At 62.2% G+C, this 19,700-nt stretch carries 18 protein-coding genes; 10 read left to right on the top strand and 8 right to left on the bottom strand.

Features of this window, described 5'->3' with window-relative positions; all coding sequences use genetic code 11:
* Window positions 1–40 precede the first annotated feature (40 nt).
* A complete protein-coding gene (gene pckA, locus DQG19_RS04280) occupies window positions 41–1,612 on the top strand; it encodes a phosphoenolpyruvate carboxykinase (ATP) (protein ID WP_116124951.1) in 1,572 nt (523 codons plus the stop codon).
* Window positions 1,613–1,721: 109 nt separating this feature from the next.
* Here the strand turns inward: pckA and DQG19_RS04285 are convergent, their stop codons facing one another.
* Both DQG19_RS04285 and DQG19_RS04290 read right to left on the bottom strand, forming a co-directional pair.
* A complete protein-coding gene (locus DQG19_RS04285) occupies window positions 1,722–2,675 on the bottom strand; it encodes a lysophospholipid acyltransferase family protein (RefSeq protein WP_116124952.1) in 954 nt (317 codons plus the stop codon).
* Window positions 2,675–3,091, bottom strand: coding sequence for a MerR family transcriptional regulator (locus tag DQG19_RS04290; RefSeq protein ID WP_232826437.1), 417 nt, complete (start codon window positions 3,089–3,091; stop codon window positions 2,675–2,677). Before DQG19_RS04290 ends, DQG19_RS04285 begins: the two co-directional genes overlap by 1 nt.
* Between DQG19_RS04290 and pxpB the strand changes: the two genes are divergently transcribed.
* On the top strand, window positions 3,074–3,760 hold the full coding sequence (gene pxpB / locus DQG19_RS04295; protein WP_157974303.1) for a 5-oxoprolinase subunit PxpB: 687 nt from the start codon (window positions 3,074–3,076) through the stop codon (window positions 3,758–3,760). The genes DQG19_RS04290 and pxpB overlap by 18 nt on opposite strands.
* Complete coding sequence (locus DQG19_RS04300; protein ID WP_157974304.1) at window positions 3,745–4,605, top strand: biotin-dependent carboxyltransferase family protein; 861 nt, start codon at window positions 3,745–3,747, stop codon at window positions 4,603–4,605. The genes pxpB and DQG19_RS04300 overlap by 16 nt, the downstream gene beginning before the upstream one ends.
* Here the strand turns inward: DQG19_RS04300 and DQG19_RS04305 are convergent.
* From DQG19_RS04305 to DQG19_RS04315, 3 genes are read right to left on the bottom strand one after another with little or no spacing between them, the layout of a single operon-like run.
* The gene (locus DQG19_RS04305; RefSeq protein WP_116124954.1) at window positions 4,589–4,798 is read right to left on the bottom strand and encodes an AtpZ/AtpI family protein; all 210 of its coding nucleotides are present in this window, start codon (window positions 4,796–4,798) and stop codon (window positions 4,589–4,591) included. The two genes, DQG19_RS04300 and DQG19_RS04305, sit on opposite strands and share 17 nt — an antisense overlap.
* Entirely contained in the window at window positions 4,779–5,246 is a 468-nt protein-coding gene (locus DQG19_RS04310) for a polymer-forming cytoskeletal protein (RefSeq protein ID WP_116124955.1), read from the bottom strand. Before DQG19_RS04310 ends, DQG19_RS04305 begins: the two co-directional genes overlap by 20 nt.
* A gap of 24 nt (window positions 5,247–5,270) precedes the next feature.
* Window positions 5,271–6,317, bottom strand: coding sequence for a PorP/SprF family type IX secretion system membrane protein (locus DQG19_RS04315; RefSeq protein WP_116124956.1), 1,047 nt, complete (start codon window positions 6,315–6,317; stop codon window positions 5,271–5,273).
* Between the two features lie 318 nt (window positions 6,318–6,635).
* On the opposite strand from DQG19_RS04315, the gene DQG19_RS04320 reads away from it, so the two are divergent.
* A complete protein-coding gene (locus DQG19_RS04320; RefSeq protein WP_116124957.1) occupies window positions 6,636–7,526 on the top strand; it encodes a bile acid:sodium symporter family protein in 891 nt (296 codons plus the stop codon).
* Here DQG19_RS04320 and DQG19_RS04325 read toward each other — a convergent pair.
* From DQG19_RS04325 to alaS, 3 genes are all read right to left on the bottom strand, one after another.
* Window positions 7,513–10,212: a gliding motility-associated C-terminal domain-containing protein gene (locus DQG19_RS04325; RefSeq protein WP_232826438.1), complete on the bottom strand. Its 2,700-nt coding sequence runs from the start codon at window positions 10,210–10,212 to the stop codon at window positions 7,513–7,515. The genes DQG19_RS04320 and DQG19_RS04325 overlap by 14 nt on opposite strands.
* Window positions 10,213–10,379: 167 nt before the next feature.
* Entirely contained in the window at window positions 10,380–10,676 is a 297-nt protein-coding gene (locus DQG19_RS04330) for an SCP2 sterol-binding domain-containing protein (RefSeq protein WP_116124959.1), read from the bottom strand.
* Between the two features lie 268 nt (window positions 10,677–10,944).
* Window positions 10,945–13,575: an alanine--tRNA ligase gene (gene alaS, locus DQG19_RS04335; protein WP_116124960.1), complete on the bottom strand. Its 2,631-nt coding sequence runs from the start codon at window positions 13,573–13,575 to the stop codon at window positions 10,945–10,947.
* 291 nt (window positions 13,576–13,866) lie between these two features.
* Between alaS and DQG19_RS04340 the strand changes: the two genes are divergently transcribed.
* The 6 genes from DQG19_RS04340 to purU all read left to right on the top strand — a co-directional run bounded on the left by DQG19_RS04340 (window position 13,867) and on the right by purU (window position 19,700).
* Entirely contained in the window at window positions 13,867–14,904 is a 1,038-nt protein-coding gene (locus DQG19_RS04340; RefSeq protein ID WP_116124961.1) for a rod shape-determining protein, read from the top strand.
* A complete protein-coding gene (gene mreC / locus DQG19_RS04345; protein ID WP_116124962.1) occupies window positions 14,905–15,723 on the top strand; it encodes a rod shape-determining protein MreC in 819 nt (272 codons plus the stop codon).
* A complete protein-coding gene (locus DQG19_RS04350) occupies window positions 15,720–16,244 on the top strand; it encodes a hypothetical protein (RefSeq protein ID WP_116124963.1) in 525 nt (174 codons plus the stop codon). The genes mreC and DQG19_RS04350 overlap by 4 nt, the downstream gene beginning before the upstream one ends.
* Before the next feature lie 9 nt (window positions 16,245–16,253).
* The gene (gene mrdA, locus DQG19_RS04355; RefSeq protein WP_116124964.1) at window positions 16,254–18,134 is read left to right on the top strand and encodes a penicillin-binding protein 2; all 1,881 of its coding nucleotides are present in this window, start codon (window positions 16,254–16,256) and stop codon (window positions 18,132–18,134) included.
* Between the two features lie 138 nt (window positions 18,135–18,272).
* Window positions 18,273–18,731 (top strand): ferritin-like domain-containing protein, encoded by a 459-nt coding sequence (locus DQG19_RS04360; protein ID WP_116124965.1) that lies wholly within the window; start codon window positions 18,273–18,275, stop codon window positions 18,729–18,731.
* 114 nt (window positions 18,732–18,845) lie between these two features.
* Window positions 18,846–19,700 carry a formyltetrahydrofolate deformylase gene (purU, locus tag DQG19_RS04365; RefSeq protein WP_116124966.1) on the top strand — a complete coding sequence of 285 codons (855 nt, stop codon included), beginning with the start codon at window positions 18,846–18,848 and terminating at the stop codon, window positions 19,698–19,700.

Below are 19,700 nucleotides of genomic sequence, written 5' to 3' on the forward strand. Positions count from 1 at the left end.
ACGTACCTTGTGGTCCCCTAACCACAAAAGCATTGCGTTCATGCAACACCATAATCTGCGCGAGAACCTCAAGGTAGCCGCCCTGGTGGAAGATACCATCACCAAGGGACAGGGCCACCTGAGCGACACCGGAGCACTTATCATCAATACCGGATCCTTCACGGGCCGCTCGCCCAAGGACCGCTACATCGTCGAGGACGACATCACCCGCGACACCGTCGACTGGGGGAATATCAACATTCCGATCACCTCCGACACCTTCGAAAAGCTCCAGGCCAAGACCCTGGAGTACGCCAAGTCGCTGGACGAGGTGTACGTACGTGATGCCTACGCCTGCGCCAGCCGCAAGTACCGGATCAACATCCGGGTATTCACCGAGTACCCCTGGCAGAATATGTTTGCCTACAACATGTTTCTCCGCCCCGACGGCGAGCGGATCACCAACCTGCTGACCGACGAGTGGACGATCTACGCCTTTCCCGGCGTGACCGCCGACCCGGCCGTTCACGGCACCCGGCAGGAGAACTACAGCATCATCAACTTCACCGAGAAGACCATCCTCATCGGCGGCACGGCCTACACCGGTGAGATCAAAAAGGGCATCTTCTCGGTCCTCAACTACGTACTCCCCACCCGCCGGGAGGTGCTCAGCATGCACTGCTCCGCGAACGTGGGTACCAAGGGCGACACCGCCCTCTTCTTCGGGCTTTCCGGTACCGGTAAGACGACCCTGAGCAACGACCCCGACCGGCGCCTGATCGGCGACGACGAGCACGGCTGGAGCCAGGCCAACGTGTTCAACCTCGAGGGTGGCTGCTACGCCAAGGTCATCGACCTCAGCGAAACCAAGGAGCCGCAGATCTACCGCGCCATCAAGTTCGGCGCCCTGCTGGAGAATATCGGATTGAAGGAGGACGGGCACACCCCCGACTACGAAGACGATAGTATCACCCAGAACACCCGCGTGAGCTACCCGATCTACCACATCGACAACATCATGTACAACAGCCGGGGGGATCTGCCCCGGAATATCTTCTTCCTCACCTGCGACGCCTTCGGTGTCCTGCCGCCCCTCAGCAAGCTCACGCCCGAGCAGGCCATGTACCACTTCATCAGCGGGTACACCGCCAAGATCGCCGGTACGGAGGCGGGCATTACCGAACCGCAAGCTACCTTTTCCGCCTGTTTCGGCGCCCCCTTCATCCCCCTGCACCCTACCCACTACGCGGGTATGCTGGGCAACAAGCTCAAGCAATCGGAGCAGGACGGCGAGCCCATCAACGTCTGGCTCATCAATACCGGCTGGACCGGGGGTGCCTACGGGGACGGTTCCCGGATCGAGCTGGCGTTCACCCGGTCCATGATCAAGGCCGCCCTCACCGGGGCCCTGGACGATGCGACCTACGTGACCGATCCCGTCTTCGGACTCAGCCGGCCCACCCACTGCCCGGACGTACCGAACGCTATCCTCAACCCGCGCGATACCTGGCGCAACGAGGACCAGTACGACGTGGCCGCCACCCGCCTCGCGGAACTGTTCCACAAGAACTTCGCCAAGTACGCCAGCGAAGCCGACGAGGCCATCGTCGAGGCCGGACCCCAGGAGGTCTAGCCTCACCGCAGGTACAGTAAAAGTTGACGTACGATTTATCGGAGCGGTCGGGCCTGTGGCCCGGCCGCTCCGCTGTTTAGAGGTGTCACCCAGCTAGTTACGGTGCCCTTTATTCGTCGGAGTCGTCGTTGCGCAAATCCCGGTCGTATACCGGGGGTACGAAGCCCGCTCCCCGGAGACGGTGTTCTACCTCCTCGGGTACCGGCCGCTTCCACCGCCGGTGACTCCACAGCCAGGGGGCCGGGTCCCGGCGGATCTCGTGCTCTAGCCGGCGGGCGAAGGCCTCGGTAATGAAACCGGGTGGCGTGGAGCGGGGATCGTCCGTGATACGAACCAGCTTGGCCGTGTAGTAGCCCCGGGCCTGCCGGCGCAGGGTCATATAGTACACCGGCCGGTCGTAGCGTACGGCGTAGCGTTCCGGGCCGGCGAGAAAGGCGGTCGGACGGCCCAGAAAGGTGGTATGGTGCAGTTTTTGCCAGACGGCGTTGCTGGGCGACTGGTCGGCGACGAAGAACTCCACCATGGGTTGTTCCGGGGGTGCGGCATAGTAATCGTCCACTTTGCGGCGAGGCAGCAGGTGCACCCCGAAGCGGCCGCGGTTGGCGGTGATCAGGCGGTCCATGACGGCGTCCTTGAGCGGGGCGTAAATGGCCATGAGTCCGAAGCCCGCCAGTTGGGAGGGGAAGGACAGGCCGGCCATTTCCCAGTTGGCGTAGTGGCCCCCGTAGGCGATGTAGCTCTTTCCCTGCGCGCGCAAGTGGGCCACGGCTTCCGGATTGACGACCCGGCACCTGCGCACCGCCGTCGCCTCGGTCATACTGAACTGCTTGATGGATTCGGCAATGCTGTCGAAGAAGTAGGAGAAATACCGCCGCGACTGCCGTTCTACTTCCGCCTCGCTCCAATCGGGGAAGGCCCCACGCAGGTTCTCACGGACGACCCCGAGGCGGTACTTTATGACGTGGCGGTTAAGCAGACGAAGGGCCGAGCCGAGTCCGTAGAGGGCACGCAGGGGCAGGTAACTCAGGGGCAGTAGGACCAGGTAGTACAGCAGGTACCCCATCACGCATCCCGCAGGGCCTTCAGCCGTCCCCGCACGGCCAGCAGCCGGTCGATCACTTCCTGTTTGCCGGCCTGCGGCTTGCCGGCGGAGGCGATCTCGCGCCGGGCACCGTCAAGGGTGAAGCCGCGCTCGCGGACCAGGTGGTACACCTCGCGGAGCTGCTGAATATTCTCTTTTGTAAAACGGCGATCGCCGCGGCTGTTCTTGTTCGGTTTGATATGGCTGAACTCGTTCTCCCAGAAGCGGATGAGGGAGGTGTTCACGCCCAGTTTCTTGGCCACCTCACCGATCGAGTAATAGCGTTTCAGGTCGTCTTCATCGGGATCGTTGGGCATGGCGGTCGGCGGGCTGGTCAGGGCGAAAAGTACGACCTTTTGGGTAATCCGTACCTTGCCGGGGTGCGCCTCCCCCGTCATATCCGCCCCTTTGGTCCCGACGGGCTCCTGCTGGAATGGGAGGCCCGGATCGACCCGGCCATCAGTCGCGGCGTACACGCCTTCGCGGCAGCCCTGCGGCAGCAGGCGGGCGTCCGGGAGTGCGTTCCCGGCTATGCCTCCCTGCTGCTCACCTTCGATACCGGCCGCACCACCGCCGCTTCCCTGCGGGAATACGTGTACGCGCTCCGCCCGTCGGCCGCTCCCACCGCCGATGGGTACCTGCACCGGGTACCGGTAGTGTACGGGGGCGGGGCGGGGCCGGACCTGGACACGGTGGCGGAGGTTACCGGCTGCTCACCGGAGGAGGTCGTTCGCCACCACGGAGCGACGGACTATCTCGTATACCTGCTCGGTTACCGGCCCGGCTTTGCCTTCCTCGGCCCTACGCCGCCACGGCTCGAGGTCCCCCGCCGTACGACCCCGCGGGTCAGGGTACCACCCGGATCGGTGGGAATGGCGGGACGGCAGACGGGCGTGTACCCCGCCGGCTGCGCCGGCGGATGGCAACTGATCGGTCGTTGCCCGTGGCCCCTGCTGGACCCGCAGGGGCAACCCCGCTTCCGGGCGGGCGACCGGGTACGCTTCTTCCCCATCGAGGAGGAGGCTTTCCACCACCACCAAACTTCCGCGCCGTGGCCCGCACGCTGACGGTAGAGTGCGCCGGCCACGGGCGGGGTATCCGCTTCGTCGACGGGGGTCGGCCCGGTTACCGTCACCTAGGGATCGGGGGCGGCGAGGCGGCCGACCGCGGGAGCGCGGCCGCGGCAAACCGCATCCTGGGGCAGGAAGCATTCACCTGCTGTATCGAAGGGACGCTTACCGGCGGGCACTGGCTCCTGAGCGGTCGCGGCCAGCTTGCGCTCACGGGTGCCGACGTGAACTGGCAGCTGGACGGCCGGCCCGTAGCGCGCTACCAAACCATCTTCCTCGACGGGCAGCACGAATTGCGCGGCGGTACGACCCGCGGCGGTTGCCGCGCCTACGTAGCGATCCGGGGAATGTGGGACCTGCCCCGGGTCCTGGGAAGCGTAGCGCCCGGGCTGCCCGGCGCGGTGGAGCCGGCCCGCGGGACCCGCTTCACGGTCCGGTCGGAATCGGAATCGCCCTACCGGCTTTTCTGGACGGAGGCCGGGGAATTTCCGCAACGGGTAGCCATTCCGGTAGTACCGGGTCCGGAGTGGCGCCTACTAACCGCCAGGCAAGGTGAACAGGTATTGGAAAGTGAATACCGGGTCGGTACGGCTTCGGACCGGCAGGGCGTCCGGCTGGAATGTAACCACCTACCGGAACTGAATTTGCCCGAGCTGATCAGCTCGCCGGTGCTGCCGGGTACGGTACAGTGGACACCGACGGGGCCGGTCCTCCTCGGGCCGGACGCGCAAACGGTAGGGGGGTACCCCCGTCTGTTGCTGGCCGCGCCGCTACCCGACGGGGTGTTTCAGCTGCTGCCGGGGGGCAGGGTGCACTTCGCGGGGCTTACAGTAAATCCCTGACGCTGATCCACAGCCCGCCGACGACGCCGACCAGGCTGAGGACGATGGTTATCCAGGGGTTGGTGCCGAGTTGGCCATCGAGCCAGAGGCCGATAAATACGCACACCCCGATCGTACCGATCAGTTGCGCGCCGATGCCCATGTACTTGGTCCAGGCGCGGGCGTCGTTGCCCTTAGGCCCCGACGGAGACACCGTTGGTGGATTTAGTCTCCTTTTCCGGCTTCGGTAGCGGTTTGGGAGGGGCAGAAGTGATTTCGGCGCTGCCGGTGATGGTGCAGCGGCCGTCGATCAGGGAACCGGAGCCCACGGCCATCTTGCTGGCGCGGATACTGCCGCTCAGGCGGGCGGTATCCTTGATGGTGAGCAATTCACGCACTACGATATTGCCGGTATAGGTGCCTTCCACGAGGGCCTGATCGCAGTCAATGTCGCCGTCTACGTGGCCGGTTTCGCCGATGATCACCTTGGCGCGGCAACTCAGGTTACCGATCAGTTTGCCGTCGATGCGGATATCCCCGCCGGCCTCGACGTCGCCCTTGATGGTCGTGTGGGCATCGATGGTATTCACGCCGCCGGACGCGGGGGCGGCACCGGTGGAGCGATTGGCAGGCTTACTATGTTCTTTTCCGTTTCCAAACATGAGAGATAGTCGTAGGGTGAAAGGCTAAAAAGTGGGACAGTAGACACCGCGGCGCTGTGATCCGCAGATCTTGTACTGGAGCGAAAGCTCGAACCCGCCGTTACCATCCGTGGCTACTTTCAGGTCGCTGGTATTGATATCGTAGCTGAAGCCCAACGCGAAATTCTCGTAGTCAAACCGAGTGCTGAGAATAAGAGCATCCGTGAGGACGCTGCTGTCGAGCCGGTTGCTGACGCGGGTCCACAGACCTACCTGGAACGACTGGTCGGCATCGCCGCGGCCCCCGTCGAGGAGGAACTTTAGGTTGGTACCGGCGTTGACGGTGAAGCTCGGCCCCTGGTTCATGATAATGACGCCGGGTACGAGGCCGAAGCGCCGGTTGAGCATGAACTCACCGCCGGCGTGAGTAGTAAAGCGGCTGTAGAGGAGATCTTCCCCCTCGTTGTCGAAGCTTTGGTTGGCCCGGTTGAGGTGGTGGAAGGATCCCCCGGCGTAGAGGCTGTTGTTTTCGTCGAAGACCATGAACCAGAGCAGTCCTACGGCCATGTCGGCAAAGAGAAACTGATCGCGGTCCAGACCGTTCTCCCCGCTCGGCGCGGTGGGGTCGAAGCCACCGTCACCGTCGTGCTGTGATCCCCAGCGCAGGGCCAGGAAGTCGAGGCTGCGCTGCGCGGCACCCACTTCGGCACCGGCCACGAGGTAGTTGCCGAACTTGCGGCTGCCGCCCATCTTCTTGGAGTAGCTGGCGCTCACCTTACCCGTGGTGGTAGCGAAGTTGGCCTCCCCGGCCCGGTCGCCCCAGAAGGTGCCCCCGATACCGAAGAAATCGTTGCGCCCCACGGCGATCCGCTGATCGTAGCTCACGCTGTAGGTCTGGAAGGCATTATTGCCAAGTACCGAAGCCCACTGGCTGCGGTAGTTGACCGCGATCCGGCTGTTACAGTTCATCACGCCCGTCATCGCCGGGTTCAGGTTGAGGGGTGACATATAGAACTGAGAAAAATGTATATCCTGCGCCTGGAGCGCGGTCGCGCAGCAGAAAAGCAGCAGCAGCGTACGGATTAACTTCATATTGGCAGGCGGATTGAGCTTTTTTGAAAGACAGGGGCCGAAGGGCAACACAAAAAACGAAAGAATTCCGGGCCCGACCCCGCTTTCGCAATGTAACGCCGCCCCGTCGCGGATTAGTCTTTCGGGCAAAAAAAGACCGGTCGCGCAAGCGCAGCCGGTCCGGAAATAAACACCTAAAACCCTATTATTCTAATTTGGGCACCCGGATTCGGGTGCCCTCCGCAAGCAAGTCATGTTGGCTGGCCGACACAACTTACTCATCGAAGTTGGAACAAAGTTAGTTGGAAATTTTGAATCCGAAAAATCCCTGGAAAAAAAATGGTCGATACATTAATTACCGCGGTATTGGCCCTGATCATGTTTTCGATCGGGCTGAGCCTGCGGTCCGCCGATTTCCGCCGGCTGTTTCGGACTTCCCGCGTTCTGAGCCTGGGCCTTTGTCTCCAGTTAGTGGCGCTTCCTACCCTCGTACTGGCCGTAACGACCGTCCTTCCCCTCCCCCCTTCCTTTGCCCTTGGCTTTATGATTCTGGCGGCCTGTCCGGGCGGATTATCCAGCAATTTCATCTCGTACCTGCTTCGGGCAAATACCGCCTTGGCAATCAGTCTGACCATCTGCAATTCCACCCTGGCGCTGTTTACCGTCCCCTTCATTGTCAATCTCGCCCTCGATCGCTTTTTCCCCGGAAGCGCGGCGGCTCATCTTCCCCTGGTTCCCACGGCCTTCCGAATTTTTCTCATCGTGTTGCTGCCGGTGGTAGCGGGCATGCTATTCCGGGGCTGGCTTCCCAGGTACGCGGCGCGACTGCAGCCGTACTTCCGCCGCGGAGCGCTGGTCCTGCTGGGTGTCGTATTCGTATTAAAGGTCGGGGCACCCACCGAGCACGGCGGCAGTGCTATCACCCTCCAGGAAGTAGTGGGGTTACTGCCCGCCGCCCTCCTCATCAACGTACTGGCGCTTTCCCTGGGCCGGATCGTCGGCGGGCTCTTCGGCGTAAGCCGCGACAACCAGCTCACCCTCGGGGTGGAGATAGGCATCCAGAACACCTCCCTGGCCTTCCTGATCGCCGGCGTTTTCCTCGACAACGAGCAGGCCCTGAAACCGGCGCTGGTTTACGCCATGTTTACGTTTTGGACGGCGCTGCTGTACGGTCTCCTCGTCAAACCGGAGGGCTGGTCGCACCTGCGACGGGAGTTTACTGATTGGTGATGAGCTCGATGTAGCCGCTTACGGGAGTATCACTGGGCACGATCCCATCCAGCTGCCGCTCGAATACCTTACCTACGTAGTAGTAGGTGCCCGACGGCAGGGCATCTCCGTTCAGGTTGGTGCCGTCCCACTCGATCGCCGGGTTCTCGGTTTCGAAGACCAACTGGCCCCAGCGGTTGAATATCTTGAACTCTACCTGCTCCACGAAGCACAGGCCGCGTGGCACGAATAGGTCGTTCTGATTATCGCCGTTCGGAGTGAATGCGTTGGGCAGGTCGTAGATCGGACAGTTAGTCACGCACACCTGGTTGCTGAGTTCGCTCTCGTTGCCGTTCGCGTCCACGGCCGTCATGGTGTAGCACCCCACGATGCCGGTGGGTGGGTAATGGTCGAAGGAGAGCACATCAGTGCTCTCGATCTGGGCGACGAGCGCAGGTGCGGTGCTGCTGTCGGAGCTGAAGAAAATCCGGTAGGTCACGACGTCCTCGTCCCCGCAGACGTCCAGCGAACTCGTCCACCGCACGGTATTGTACAGGTTGTCGTCGTTGGTGCAGTCGACGCCCCGGTCACAGACCGACTCCACGTCCACGATGGGCGGGCAGGGGGCCACGTTGTCGACGGCTACTACGCAGACCTCCTGGCTGCGGTTGAGCAGGGGCGACGGGATATCGTCCAGGTTATAGCTTCCGACGGACCGAATGTAGTAGCAGTATTCCAGCCCGTTCTCCAGCCCCTCATCGCGGTAGCTCATGTCCGTGACGGTGGTAAGGCTGTCGTAGGTGGTCGCGCCGGGCAGCCTGCGGAATATATCGTACGCCTGGTTGGTCCAGGGTACGAGCTCGGTCCAGTCCAGGTCGACCGCGCGGTCGGTGGGTGCCGCTCCGAGGCGGACGCTGCTGGCGGGTTGTGCCTCCCCGATGGGTTCGTTCTCTCCGGCTACGAACAGCTCTATGCGGTAGCTGTAGGCTTGTCCGGTCGTATTCAGGTTGGCATCGGTGTAGCAGGTATCGACGGGGTCGGCAAAGTTGGTGCCGGTAAAGGTCTCGATCGGCTCGAAGGCGGCGGGGTCGGTGGTCTGTCCCGTCGCGCGGCTCAGTACGTAGCGGTAGGGTCCGGGATTTTGCAAGGTATCTAGGCTGGTGGCGTCCGGCAGGATCCAGCAGACGTCGATTTGTCCGTTGGTCGCGTCGGTACTCAGGACATCGACCCGCGTCAGGAGGGGAATGTCCCGGGCGAGCTGCACGCAGATCTCCTCGGAGGGGATGGACTCGATTTCCTCGAAGATCAGGCCGGTGGTCTGCACCCGTCGGGCCATCACGGCGAGTACGCGGTAGCAATAGGTCCGTCCGCGCATTACGTCGGGGTCGGTGAAGGTATAGCGGCCGTCGGCGTCCACGTCGGAGATCTCGGTGGTAGTCAGTTCGGTGTAGCCCCGGCCCGCCAGCCCCGTTTCACAGGTGTCGGGTACGAATGCGTTGCTTCCCTCGCGGCGCCAGACGGTAAACCCGAGAAAATCCGGGTCGTTACTGTCCTGGCAGGCGTAGGGGTTCTCCCAGCTTATGGTGATCTCATCCTCCCCTACCCCGGCCTGGAGATCGGTGGGCGGCGGGGCCACGATTTTGATGGAAATGGTGCGCAGCGTGGCCAAGCCCGACGGCCGGGGGTCGCCGGTATCCACGGCCCGCAGCACGACGAAGTACTCCTGGTTACTGATGTCGGCGCAACTCGTCTGCCAGCGGAACGTCTTCCGCACGGGATCGTCCTGCGGCGTATTCGTCTGCGGCAGGAAAGTGGCCGGGTTGTCCGTGAGGTTAAAGGGGCGGCCGCTGGCCGTGAGGGTCACGCGCTGATCCTCGTCGAGTGGAGCGGTAGCCACCACGTCGAGCTCGATCAGTTCGCCGGCAACTACACAGATCTGTTCCCGGGCGATATCGATGACCGGAGGCTGGTTGGCACAGTCGTCGACGAAGATCTGCATGTCGCGGATCACGGTATCCAGCGCGATGCCGTTGCGGAACGACTTGACCATCAGCGCCAGGTTATATTCCCCCGGTATGACGGGAGAGTCCCAGGTAATCTGCCCGGTTTGCGGGTCGATCTCCAGGCTGCCGCCGCCGCCGCTCACCATATTGGGCAGCACGTAACTGGGGATGGGCGCGCGCAGGGCGAAGGTGGGGGTGGTAAACTCGAAGGCGAGGCTGTCGCCGTCCACGTCGAAGGCCCCGGGGTTGTGGGTCCATACCGATCCGATGCAGGCGTTGTCGATCGGTTCCTGGGCCAGTTCCGGACTGCTGTTGCAGCCGTTGAGGATCGGGTTGATCAGGGCGAAGGAGGTAAAGACGCTGAAGGGAATGTTGACGGACTGCGCACCGATATTCCGCACGTTCCGCACGCGGTTCACGTCCTGAAAACTCAGCACGTAGCGTCCGAAGGCCGGATAGACGTGACAGAAAGTGTACTCGTTCCGCTGAATGCCGGGGGTAGTGGTCGGAATGATGGCGGTACGCCCGATCATTTCCACGGTGCCGTCGCCCCAATCCAGGAGCAGACTGTCGCGGTCCACCTGCGTTTGCGCCGTCTCGGTATAGGTTATGATGGTGGCACAGGCCCGCAACTGGTCCGCCGGATTGCCGCAGTCTCCTGCGGCGCGGACGATGATCTCGCCTGCGCGGTTGTGCGTAGCCATGGCTACGGCGGGTAAAAAGGCAAGCAAAGCAAGTAACAGGCGCGGGCGCATGGGCGGTCAGTTGATCTGGGCACGACCCCTCAGGCCGCTTACCGGAAGTAACGCATAAATCGGGAAATTGCTTGACGCCGGTACCCACCAGCGGGCCGAATTGTCTCCCCCTTGCGCTAACTCAGCAGAGACTGAAGTTTCATGGCGAGGCCCATGTCGCCCTTGATCTTCACTTTGCCGCTCATCATGGCCATCATCGGGTTGAGCTTGCCACTGCGCAGCTGGTCCAGGGTATCGACGCTGGTCGTCACCACGGTATCGGCCTCCTTGTCCTCGTTGCTCACCTGAGCCTGGTCCGTAGTCATATCGATGAAGATGACGCCCTCGTCCAGCTGAAGCTTCAGGCTCTTGCCGAGGTTGGGTGCGTTCTGGGCGGCTTTGGTTACGCCGTCATTGAGTTCCTGGAAGGTCATGATCGTGAATTTGCGGCAAGGTAGCTGTTTTTGGGTTGCGGGTTGTGGGGTGCGGGACGTGGGACGTGGGGACTTGGGAAAGGGGACATGGGGACTTGAGGACTAGGGGCACGGGGAGATGGGACTAGGGACGGTGAGAAATAGAGTACGGGCTATCCCTAGTCCCTCAATCCCTCAATCCCTCAATCCCTCAATCCCTCAATCCCTCAATCCCTCAATCCCTCAATCCCTAGTCCCTCAATTCCCCAATCCCTCAGTCCCTCAGTCCCTACTCCCTACCAGCCACCAGTTCACGGGCGTGGCTCAGCACCGCGGGGATGCCCCCCGGCTCCTTACCCCCCGCGGTAGCGAAGAAGGGTTGCCCGCCGCCGCCGCCACGGATGTGCTTCGCCAGGCCCCGGATCATGGCACCTGCGTTCAGCGCCCCGTCGCCGTCCGTCAGCCCCTTACTGATCGCCAGGGTCAGCAGGGCCTTGCCGTCGGACTCGCTGGCCAGCAGGACGAAGGCATTCTCGATTTCGCCGGTGAGCTGGAAGGCCAGGTTCTTAATGGCGGCCGCATCGTTCAGCGGGACCTGGGTGGCCAGGAAGTTGACGCCGCCGATGTCCTCGAAGGACTGCTGCAGGTCACTCTTCAGGTCGCCGGCCCGCTCGGCCTGCAGCTTGTCGAGTTCCTTCTTGAGCGCGCGATTGTCGTCCTGCAGGCTGCGGACGGCCTCGGAGGGGTTGGCGCCCTTGACCAGTTCCTGTACCTCACGGAGGGCAGCCAGCCGGCCACGGACGTACCATTCGGCTTTCAGGGCGGTCACGGCTTCCAGGCGTCGCACGCCGGCGGCCAGGGCGCTTTCGCTGGTGATCTTGAACAGTCCTACCTCGCCGGTATGCTTGACGTGGGTGCCCCCGCAGAGTTCGGAACTAAAGTCCTCGTCGAAGGTGATGATGCGCACCGTATCGCCGTACTTCTCGCCGAAGAGCATCATGGCCCCGGACTTGCGTGCCTCCTCGATGGGCACGTCGCGGCGCTCCAGCAGGGGGATGTTTTCGCGGATCTTGGCGTTGACCAGCAGCTCGATCCGTTCGAGTTCCTGGTCGGTGGGCCGCTCGAAATGACTGAAGTCGAAGCGCAGCTTGCCGGCCCGCACGTCCTGCCCCTTTTGGACGGCGTGCTCGCCGAGCACCTCGTGGAGGGCGGCGTGCAGCAGGTGGGCGGCAGTATGGTTGTTGCTCACGGCCTGCCGCTCCTCGGGGGTGACGGCGGTGTAGACGTCGGCCTGGGGGTCGGCCGGCAGCTTGTCTACCACATGTACCGTGAGGTCGTTCTCCTTCTGGGTGTCGATGACTTCCAGGCGCTCCTCCCCTACCCGGATCAGTCCACGGTCGCCGGCCTGACCGCCGCTTTCCCCGTAGAAGGGCGTGCGGTCGAGGACCAGTTGGTATTGCGGCTTGTCCTTCACCTTTACGGTACGGTACTTGGTGATCCGGGCGCCGGAGTCGGAGAGTACATCGTAACCGATGAAGACGGACGGCTCGTCGGTGAGCACGTGCCAGTCGCCGACTTCCTTGGCGGCGTCCTTACGGCTGCGGGCCTTTTGCTCCTGCAGGGCGGCGGTGAAGCCGGCCTCGTCCACGGTCAGGCCCCGCTCCTCGGCCAGCAGGCGCGTGAGGTCGATGGGGAAGCCGAAGGTATCGTAGAGTTCGAAGGCATCCTGGCCGGCAATTGTATTACCGTCGGTATCGAGGGCGGCGAAGCGCTGCAGTCCGTTCTCGAGCGTCTGCAGGAACGAGCGCTCCTCGCTCTGAATGATACGGGTGATCTGTTCTTCCTGCCGCGCGAGCTCCGGAAAGGCCTGCCCCATCTCCCGGACGAGCACGGGCATCAGCTTGTGGATAAAGGGCTGCTGCTGGTCGAGGAAGGAATAGCCGTAGCGCACCGCCCGCCGCAGGATGCGGCGCACGACGTAGCCCGCCCCGCCGCTGCCGGGCAGCTGCCCGTCGGCAATGGTGAAGGCCACCGCGCGCAGGTGGTCGGCCACCACCCGCATGGCCATGTCGGACTTGGCGGCGGGGGCGTAGCTGCCACCGTAGGACTTGCCGGTGAGCCGCTCGATCTCGGCCAGAATGGGGGTGAAGATGTCGGTATCGTAGGTGGCGGACTTGTCCTGCAGCACCATGGTGAGGCGCTCGAAGCCCATGCCGGTATCGACGTGGCGCTCGGGCAGGTTGACCAGGCTGCCGTCGGCCTTGCGGTTGAACTGGATGAAGACGTTGTTCCATATCTCCACCACGCCGCTGCCGTCGACGTTCACGCCGTCGCGGCCGGGGGATTGGGCGCGTTCTTCCGCCGAGCGGGTATCGACGTGGATCTCGGTGCAGGGGCCGCAGGGGCCGGTCTCGCCCATTTCCCAGAAGTTGTCCTTCTTATTGCCGTAGAGGATGCGGTCCTCGGGTAGGTAGCGGAGCCAGAAGTTCTTCGCTTCGTCGTCGGTCGGGATGCCCTCCTCGGGAGCCCCCTCGAAAACGGTAGCGTAGAGGCGCTCGGGGTCGATGCCGAAGCGGTCGGTGAGCAGCTCCCAGCTCCAGGCGATGGCCTCATCCTTGAAGTAGTCGCCGAAGCTCCAGTTGCCCAGCATCTCGAACATGGTGTGGTGGGTACCGTCGCGGCCCACGTCGTCGAGGTCGTTGTGCTTGCCGCTCACCCGCATGCACTTCTGGGTATCGGCTACCCGCCGCTGCTGGGGCACCCGGTCGCCAAGGAAGTAGTCCTTGAATTGGTTCATGCCCGCGTTGGTAAACATCAGGCTGGGGTCGTCCTTATTGACGATGGGCGCGGAGGGCACGATCTTGTGTGCTTTCTCCCGGAAGAAATCTAGAAAGGCGCTGCGGATCTCGGTTGCGGTCATGGCGCAAAGGTATCGTTGCCGGGCTGAATGGTGGTAGGCCGGGATGGTGCAGCCTGGTCGCCCGTCCGGATGATTCATGGCCCCGTGCCGTACGGGGGGGCGTCAGTCTCTGCGGGCTTGCCGTACTAAACGGGGGCCGGCCCCGTTTGTAAACCGGAAACCACCGAAGCCGGTGGGAAACCCAAAGAAATAAGCCTGGGTAATTAGGCTTAGTTCACTACCTATCTCCCGGACTATTTTACGACCTTTGCGATTGAAACTCTGACCCTCACGGGTCTGCAACTTAGGGGAATGGCATTCTTAAACTTTTTCAAGCAGGAGCTGGCCGTCGATCTCGGCACAGCGAATACACTCATCATGCAGAACGGGCAGGTCGTCATCGACGAGCCCTCCATTGTTGCCATCGACCGGAAATCGGAAGAAACCATCGCCGTGGGCCGTCGGGCCATGCAGATGCACGAGAAGACCCACGAAAACATCCAGACGGTCCGCCCGCTGAAGGACGGCGTCATTGCCGACTTCCGGGCCGCCGAGCAGATGATCAAGGGCCTCATCGACATGATCGGCCGCCGCCGCGCCTTCTTTTCCCACCTCAAGATGGTGATCTGCATCCCCTCCGGTATCACCGAGGTGGAAAAACGCGCCGTCTTCGAGAGCGCCGCCCGGGTGGACGCCAAGGAGACCTACCTCATCTACGAACCCATGGCCGCCGCCCTCGGCATCGGCCTCGACGTGGAGGAGCCCGTCGGTAATATGATCATCGACATCGGGGGCGGTACCACCGAGATCGCGGTCATCGCCCTTTCCGGCATCGTGAGCGATCAGTCGATCCGCATCGCCGGCGACGAGCTGACGGAGAACATCGTCAACTACATGCGCAAGACGCACAACATCCTGATCGGCGAGCGCACCGCCGAGCAGATCAAGATCCACGTCGGCAGTGCCCTGCCCGAGCTCGACGACCCCCCGGCCGACTTCTCCGTCAACGGCCGCGACCTGCTCAACGGCATTCCCCGGCAGATCACCGTCACCTACCAGGAGATCGCCGGTGCCCTCGACGAGGCCATCGTACAGATAGAGGACGCGGTCATCCGGGCCCTCGAAACCATCCCGCCCGAGCTGGCCAGCGATATTTACAGCACCGGTCTCTACCTCACCGGCGGCGGCGCCATGCTGCGCGGCCTCGACCGGCGCCTCAGCAAAAAGACCCAGCTGCCCGTCCACGTCGCCGAGGACCCCCTCCTGGCGGTCGTCCGGGGCACCAGCAAGGCCCTGCAGGACACCGTACGCTACAAGGCCATTCTCGTACCCGCCAGCAGTGTCAGCTAGATGGGGAGACTGCTGAGAATACTGATCAACAGCAGCGGCTTATTCACCTTCGCCGTCCTACAACTCCTTTGTCTTTACCTGATCGTTAATCACAACGATTCCCAGCGCCGCATCTGGGCCGAAACGAAATCGGTCTATGGCTCCTCCGCCTCCGAATTCATTGCAGACAAGCTGGCCTTCCTCGACGTGGCCCGCGAGAACGAGATCCTGCGCCGCGAGAACGCGGCCCTGCTGGCCCGCATTCCCGGCTCCGGCTACAATACCTCGGTCGATACGGCCTCCTTCCAGGATTCGATGCTGCAGCAACGCTTCACCTACCTGGCCAGCCGGGTGGTCAACAAGTCGCCCTACGGTCCCTACAACACGCTGGTCATCGACCGCGGCGCCAACCTGGGCGTCGAACGGGGGCAGGGGGTGGTGGCCGACGGCGGACTGCTCGGCATCGTGAGCGAGGTGACCCCCCGCCACGCCCGCGTGCTCAGCATCCTCCACCTCGATACGCGCATCAGCGCCGGCCTCGACAACCAGGCTTTCGGCACCCTCCGCTGGGACGGTCGCGACCCCCGCCGGGTCACCCTCACCGACGTACCGGATTACGTACCGGTGGCCCCGAACGACACCATTTTTACCACCGGTTACTCCAACGTCTTTCCCACCGGACTGCCCATCGGTACGGTCGAGTCGAGCGAGCCGCTGCCCGGAACGGGGAGTCAGGACCTGACCGTCGTGCTGCTCAACGATCCCCTCATGGCCGGTAACGGATACATCGTGCGGGACCTGTTCAAGGACGAACTAGATCAGCTGAATACGGTAAAATGACCTCTACGGCCCTGGTAAATAGCGCCCTGCGGTTCGTCGGACTGTTGTTGTTGCAGGTATTCATTTTCAACCAGGTAGCCTGGGGCTGGGGCGGACGTGACTACCTTTTCGTTTTCGTTTACCCCCTCTTCGTGGCTATGCTGCCCCTGCGGACGCCGCGCCCCCTCGTTATCCTGCTGGGCTTTCTGCTGGGACTGTCGATCGACTTCTTCAGCGAAACGCTCGGCCTCCACGCCGGGGCACTCACCTTCACCGCTTACTGCCGGCCGCTGGTGCTGCGGATCCTGGAGCCCCGCGACGGCTACAATATAAAGACCACGCCGAGCGTAGCGGGATTGGGAACCGGCCGGATGTTTCGTTATCTTGGTCTCCTGCTGCTGGCCCACCTTTCAGCTTTTTTCCTGTTGCAGGCGTTCTCGTTGGTGTTTGCCGCGGATATCCTGCTCAAAACCGTATTTTCCCTACCGGCCAGCCTGGTCGTGATGGCGGTACTGGTACTCATCTTCAATCCTAAAGCTTAGCGTTTCTTCATGCCTGCTTCCCCGCTAGACGTTCGCACAGTCAGTATTCGAACCATCCTGGTTGCGGCGATGCTGCTCTTGCTAGGCAAGGCTTTCCACCTGCAGGTGGTCAGTGACGCCTGGCGCACCCGGGCCGAAAGCGTGGGGAACAGCCAGATCGACCAGTATCCCGCCCGCGGGCTGATGCTGGACCGCAACGGGAAGTTGCTGACCATCAACGAACCGATCTACCAGATCGAGTTGACCTACAACCAGTTCTCTCCGCGTGCGGCGACCTTCGATACCACCCGCTTCTGTGAATTGCTGGGCATCACCCGCCGCTACTTCGAGGAGGCGATTCCCGACACCTGGGGCGGCAAGTATAGTCCCTCCAAACCCTTCACGTTCCTGGCGAACGTTTCCCCCTCGGTGTATGCTACCTTTCAGGAGAACCTTTTTCAGTTCCCTGGTTTCTCGGCCACCCTCCGCTCCTCCCGCAACTACCCCCACTCCGTGGCCGCCCACCTCCTTGGCTACATGGGCGAAGTGAGCCAGCGCACCATCGATGCGGGGGCCGGCCGGTACGTATCCGGCGATTACCACGGTATATCCGGACTGGAATACCAGTACGAATCCGTACTACGCGGAGACAAGGGCCGCCGCCTGGTGTACCGTGACCGACTAGGCCGGGAGGCGGGAGAAGTGCTTGACGGTGCCCTGGACGAGGACGCCACGGTCGGTACCAATCTCGTGACCACCATAGACCTGGACCTGCAGGAGTACGGCGAAAAGCTGATGGTCAACAAGATCGGAAGCATCGTGGCCATCGAGCCCGCTACGGGAGAGATACTCAGTATGATCTCGGCCCCTACCTACGACCCGCGCTCCCTGCGCATCGGTCGCGACCGGGGGCGTTCCTTCGTGGAACTTCAGCACGATACCCTTCAGCCCCTGCTCAACCGGGCCATTAACGGCAAATACCCGCCGGGCTCTCCCTTCAAAACGCTGGTAGCGCTCATCGCCATGGAGACGGGCACCCTTACTCCCGACCGCGGGATCGCCTGCTATGGGGGCTTCACCAGCGGTGGGCGCGTACTGCTGGGCTGTCACAACCACCCGATGTGCCGGACCGTGGAGGACGCAATCGCCCAGAGCTGCAATGGCTACTTCGTGACCGCCTGGCTGGAAAACATCAACCGCTACGGCGGCCTGACGCCCGAACGCGGGCTCGACGAGTTCAACGACTACCTGTACCAATTTGGACTGGGCAACAAGCTCGGCATCGATTTTCCCGGCGAGGTCGCCGGTAACGTGCCCACCTCCGAATACTACACCAAGCGCTTTGCCCGCGACCAGTTCTGGCGCGCAATCTGGATCCGCTCCCTCGCCATCGGCCAGGGAGAATACGAACTTACCGCCCTCCAGACCGCCAACATGGCCGCCGCCATAGCCAACCGCGGCCACTGGTACACCCCCCACCTCGTCAAGGAAGTACAGGAGGGCAATCAGGGCCTTGCGCGGCGCCTCGATCCGGAGCGGCACGACATCGATATTTCGAGGGAGCACTTTGAAACAGTGGTCCGTGGCATGCGCAAAACCGTCACCGAAGGCACCGCACGCATCGCCGACGTACCCGGCATCGAGGTCTGCGGCAAGACCGGTACCATCCAGAATTCCCACGGCGACCACTCCAGCTTCGTAGCCTTTGCTCCGGCCGACGATCCCAAGATCGCCATCATGGTTTACGTCGAGAACGGAGGCTTCGGCGGTACCGTGGCCGCCCCCATCGCTAGCCTGATGATCGAGAAATACCTCCACGGCGAGATCAGCGATAAGCGGCAATGGGTGGAGCAGCGTATGCTCGAAAAAGACATGACCCAGCGTGGCGAGAGTACCATCCGCGTGAAATAGCCGCCGCAATTTTTTGTCTTCTCACCGAACGTCTGACGGTAATTCCCTGTTATAGAAGTACAAACCTTGTGAATACAGGGTTTTACATATTTTAATTTTCTATATAACTGGAGTGCATTCTCCTTACAAACTATCACCATGGATACCGTCAGCAACGAACAGACCAAAGGCCTCAACAAACTTATCACCACGCTTTACGACGGCGAAAAAGGCTACAAGGAAGCCGCTGAAGAAGTCGATAGCGTATCGCTCGCTACCAAGTTTCGCGAGTTGAGCCAGCAGCGCTACAACTTCGGCCACGAGATCAAGCCCTTTATCACCCAGCTCGGTGGTAAGGTCGACAAAGGAGGCAGTACCGGTGCCGCCCTGCACCGCGCCTGGATCGACATCAAGTCGGCCCTCGCCACCCAGGACGAAGCATCCGTACTCCAGGAGTGCATCCGGGGTGACGAAAGCGCCGCCGAAACTTACCGTGACGTACTGAAGGACACCAGCTACTCCAGCGATGCCCGTCAGGTGATCACCCGTCAGCTGGAAACGTTCGAGCGCACCGTCGCCGAACTGAAGCAGCTCAAGATGACCTACAAGAACGTATAGTCTCACCAGACGCTACTGATTACAGAAGCCCCCTCACCGATCGGTGAAGGGGCTTCTGTAGTTTAGGCCCCCGCCCACGCTGTATCTTGCGGCCCCAATGAAGCGGACTCTCCGATGAACAGCGCCATTTTACTTATTCACTGTCCCGACCAACCCGGCCTGGTGGCCCAGGTTACGGAATTCGTACACCGCAACCGGGGCAACATCATCAACCTCGATCAGCACGTTGATCGTGATGCCGGACAGTTCTTCATGCGCATCGAGTGGGAGCTGGCGGAGTTTCTTATCCCGCCCGATAAGATCAACGACTACTTCGAAACCCTCATCGGCAAAGCTTACGCCATGGAGTGGCAGTTGCACTTCACCGCCCAGCGACCGCGGATGGCCATCTTCGTGAGCAAGGCCAGTCACTGCCTGTACGACCTCCTGCAGCGCCACGGTACCGGTGAGTTCGACTGCGAGATCACGGCGATCGTCAGCAACCACCAACAGCTGGGGTACATCGCCGAACGCTTTGCCATTCCCTTTCACCACATTCCCATCACCCGCGAGACCAAGGCGGAGCAGGAAGCCCGCACCACTGAACTGTTGCGCGGGTTGGAGACCGACTTTATTGTGCTCGCCCGCTATATGCAGGTGCTGTCCGACGATTTTTGCCGCGCCTGGTCTCATCGGGTGATCAACATCCACCACAGCTTTCTGCCGGCCTTTAAGGGTGCCCGCCCCTACCAACGGGCGTTCGAGCGGGGCGTGAAGCTCATCGGCGCCACCGGCCACTACGTGACCGCCGACCTCGACGAGGGGCCCATCATCGCCCAGTCAGTAGAACCGGTGTCCCACCACCATACGGTCGAGGACCTCAAGCGGATCGGCAAGGACGTGGAGAAGCGCGTGCTCAGCCAGGCCGTGTACCTTCACCTCCGCCACCTGATTCTCCCCTTCGGAAACCGTACCATTATCTTTAACTGA

Origin of the sequence: Lewinella sp. IMCC34183 (assembly GCF_003390915.1) — a bacterium.
Classification (GTDB): domain Bacteria; phylum Bacteroidota; class Bacteroidia; order Chitinophagales; family Saprospiraceae; genus Neolewinella.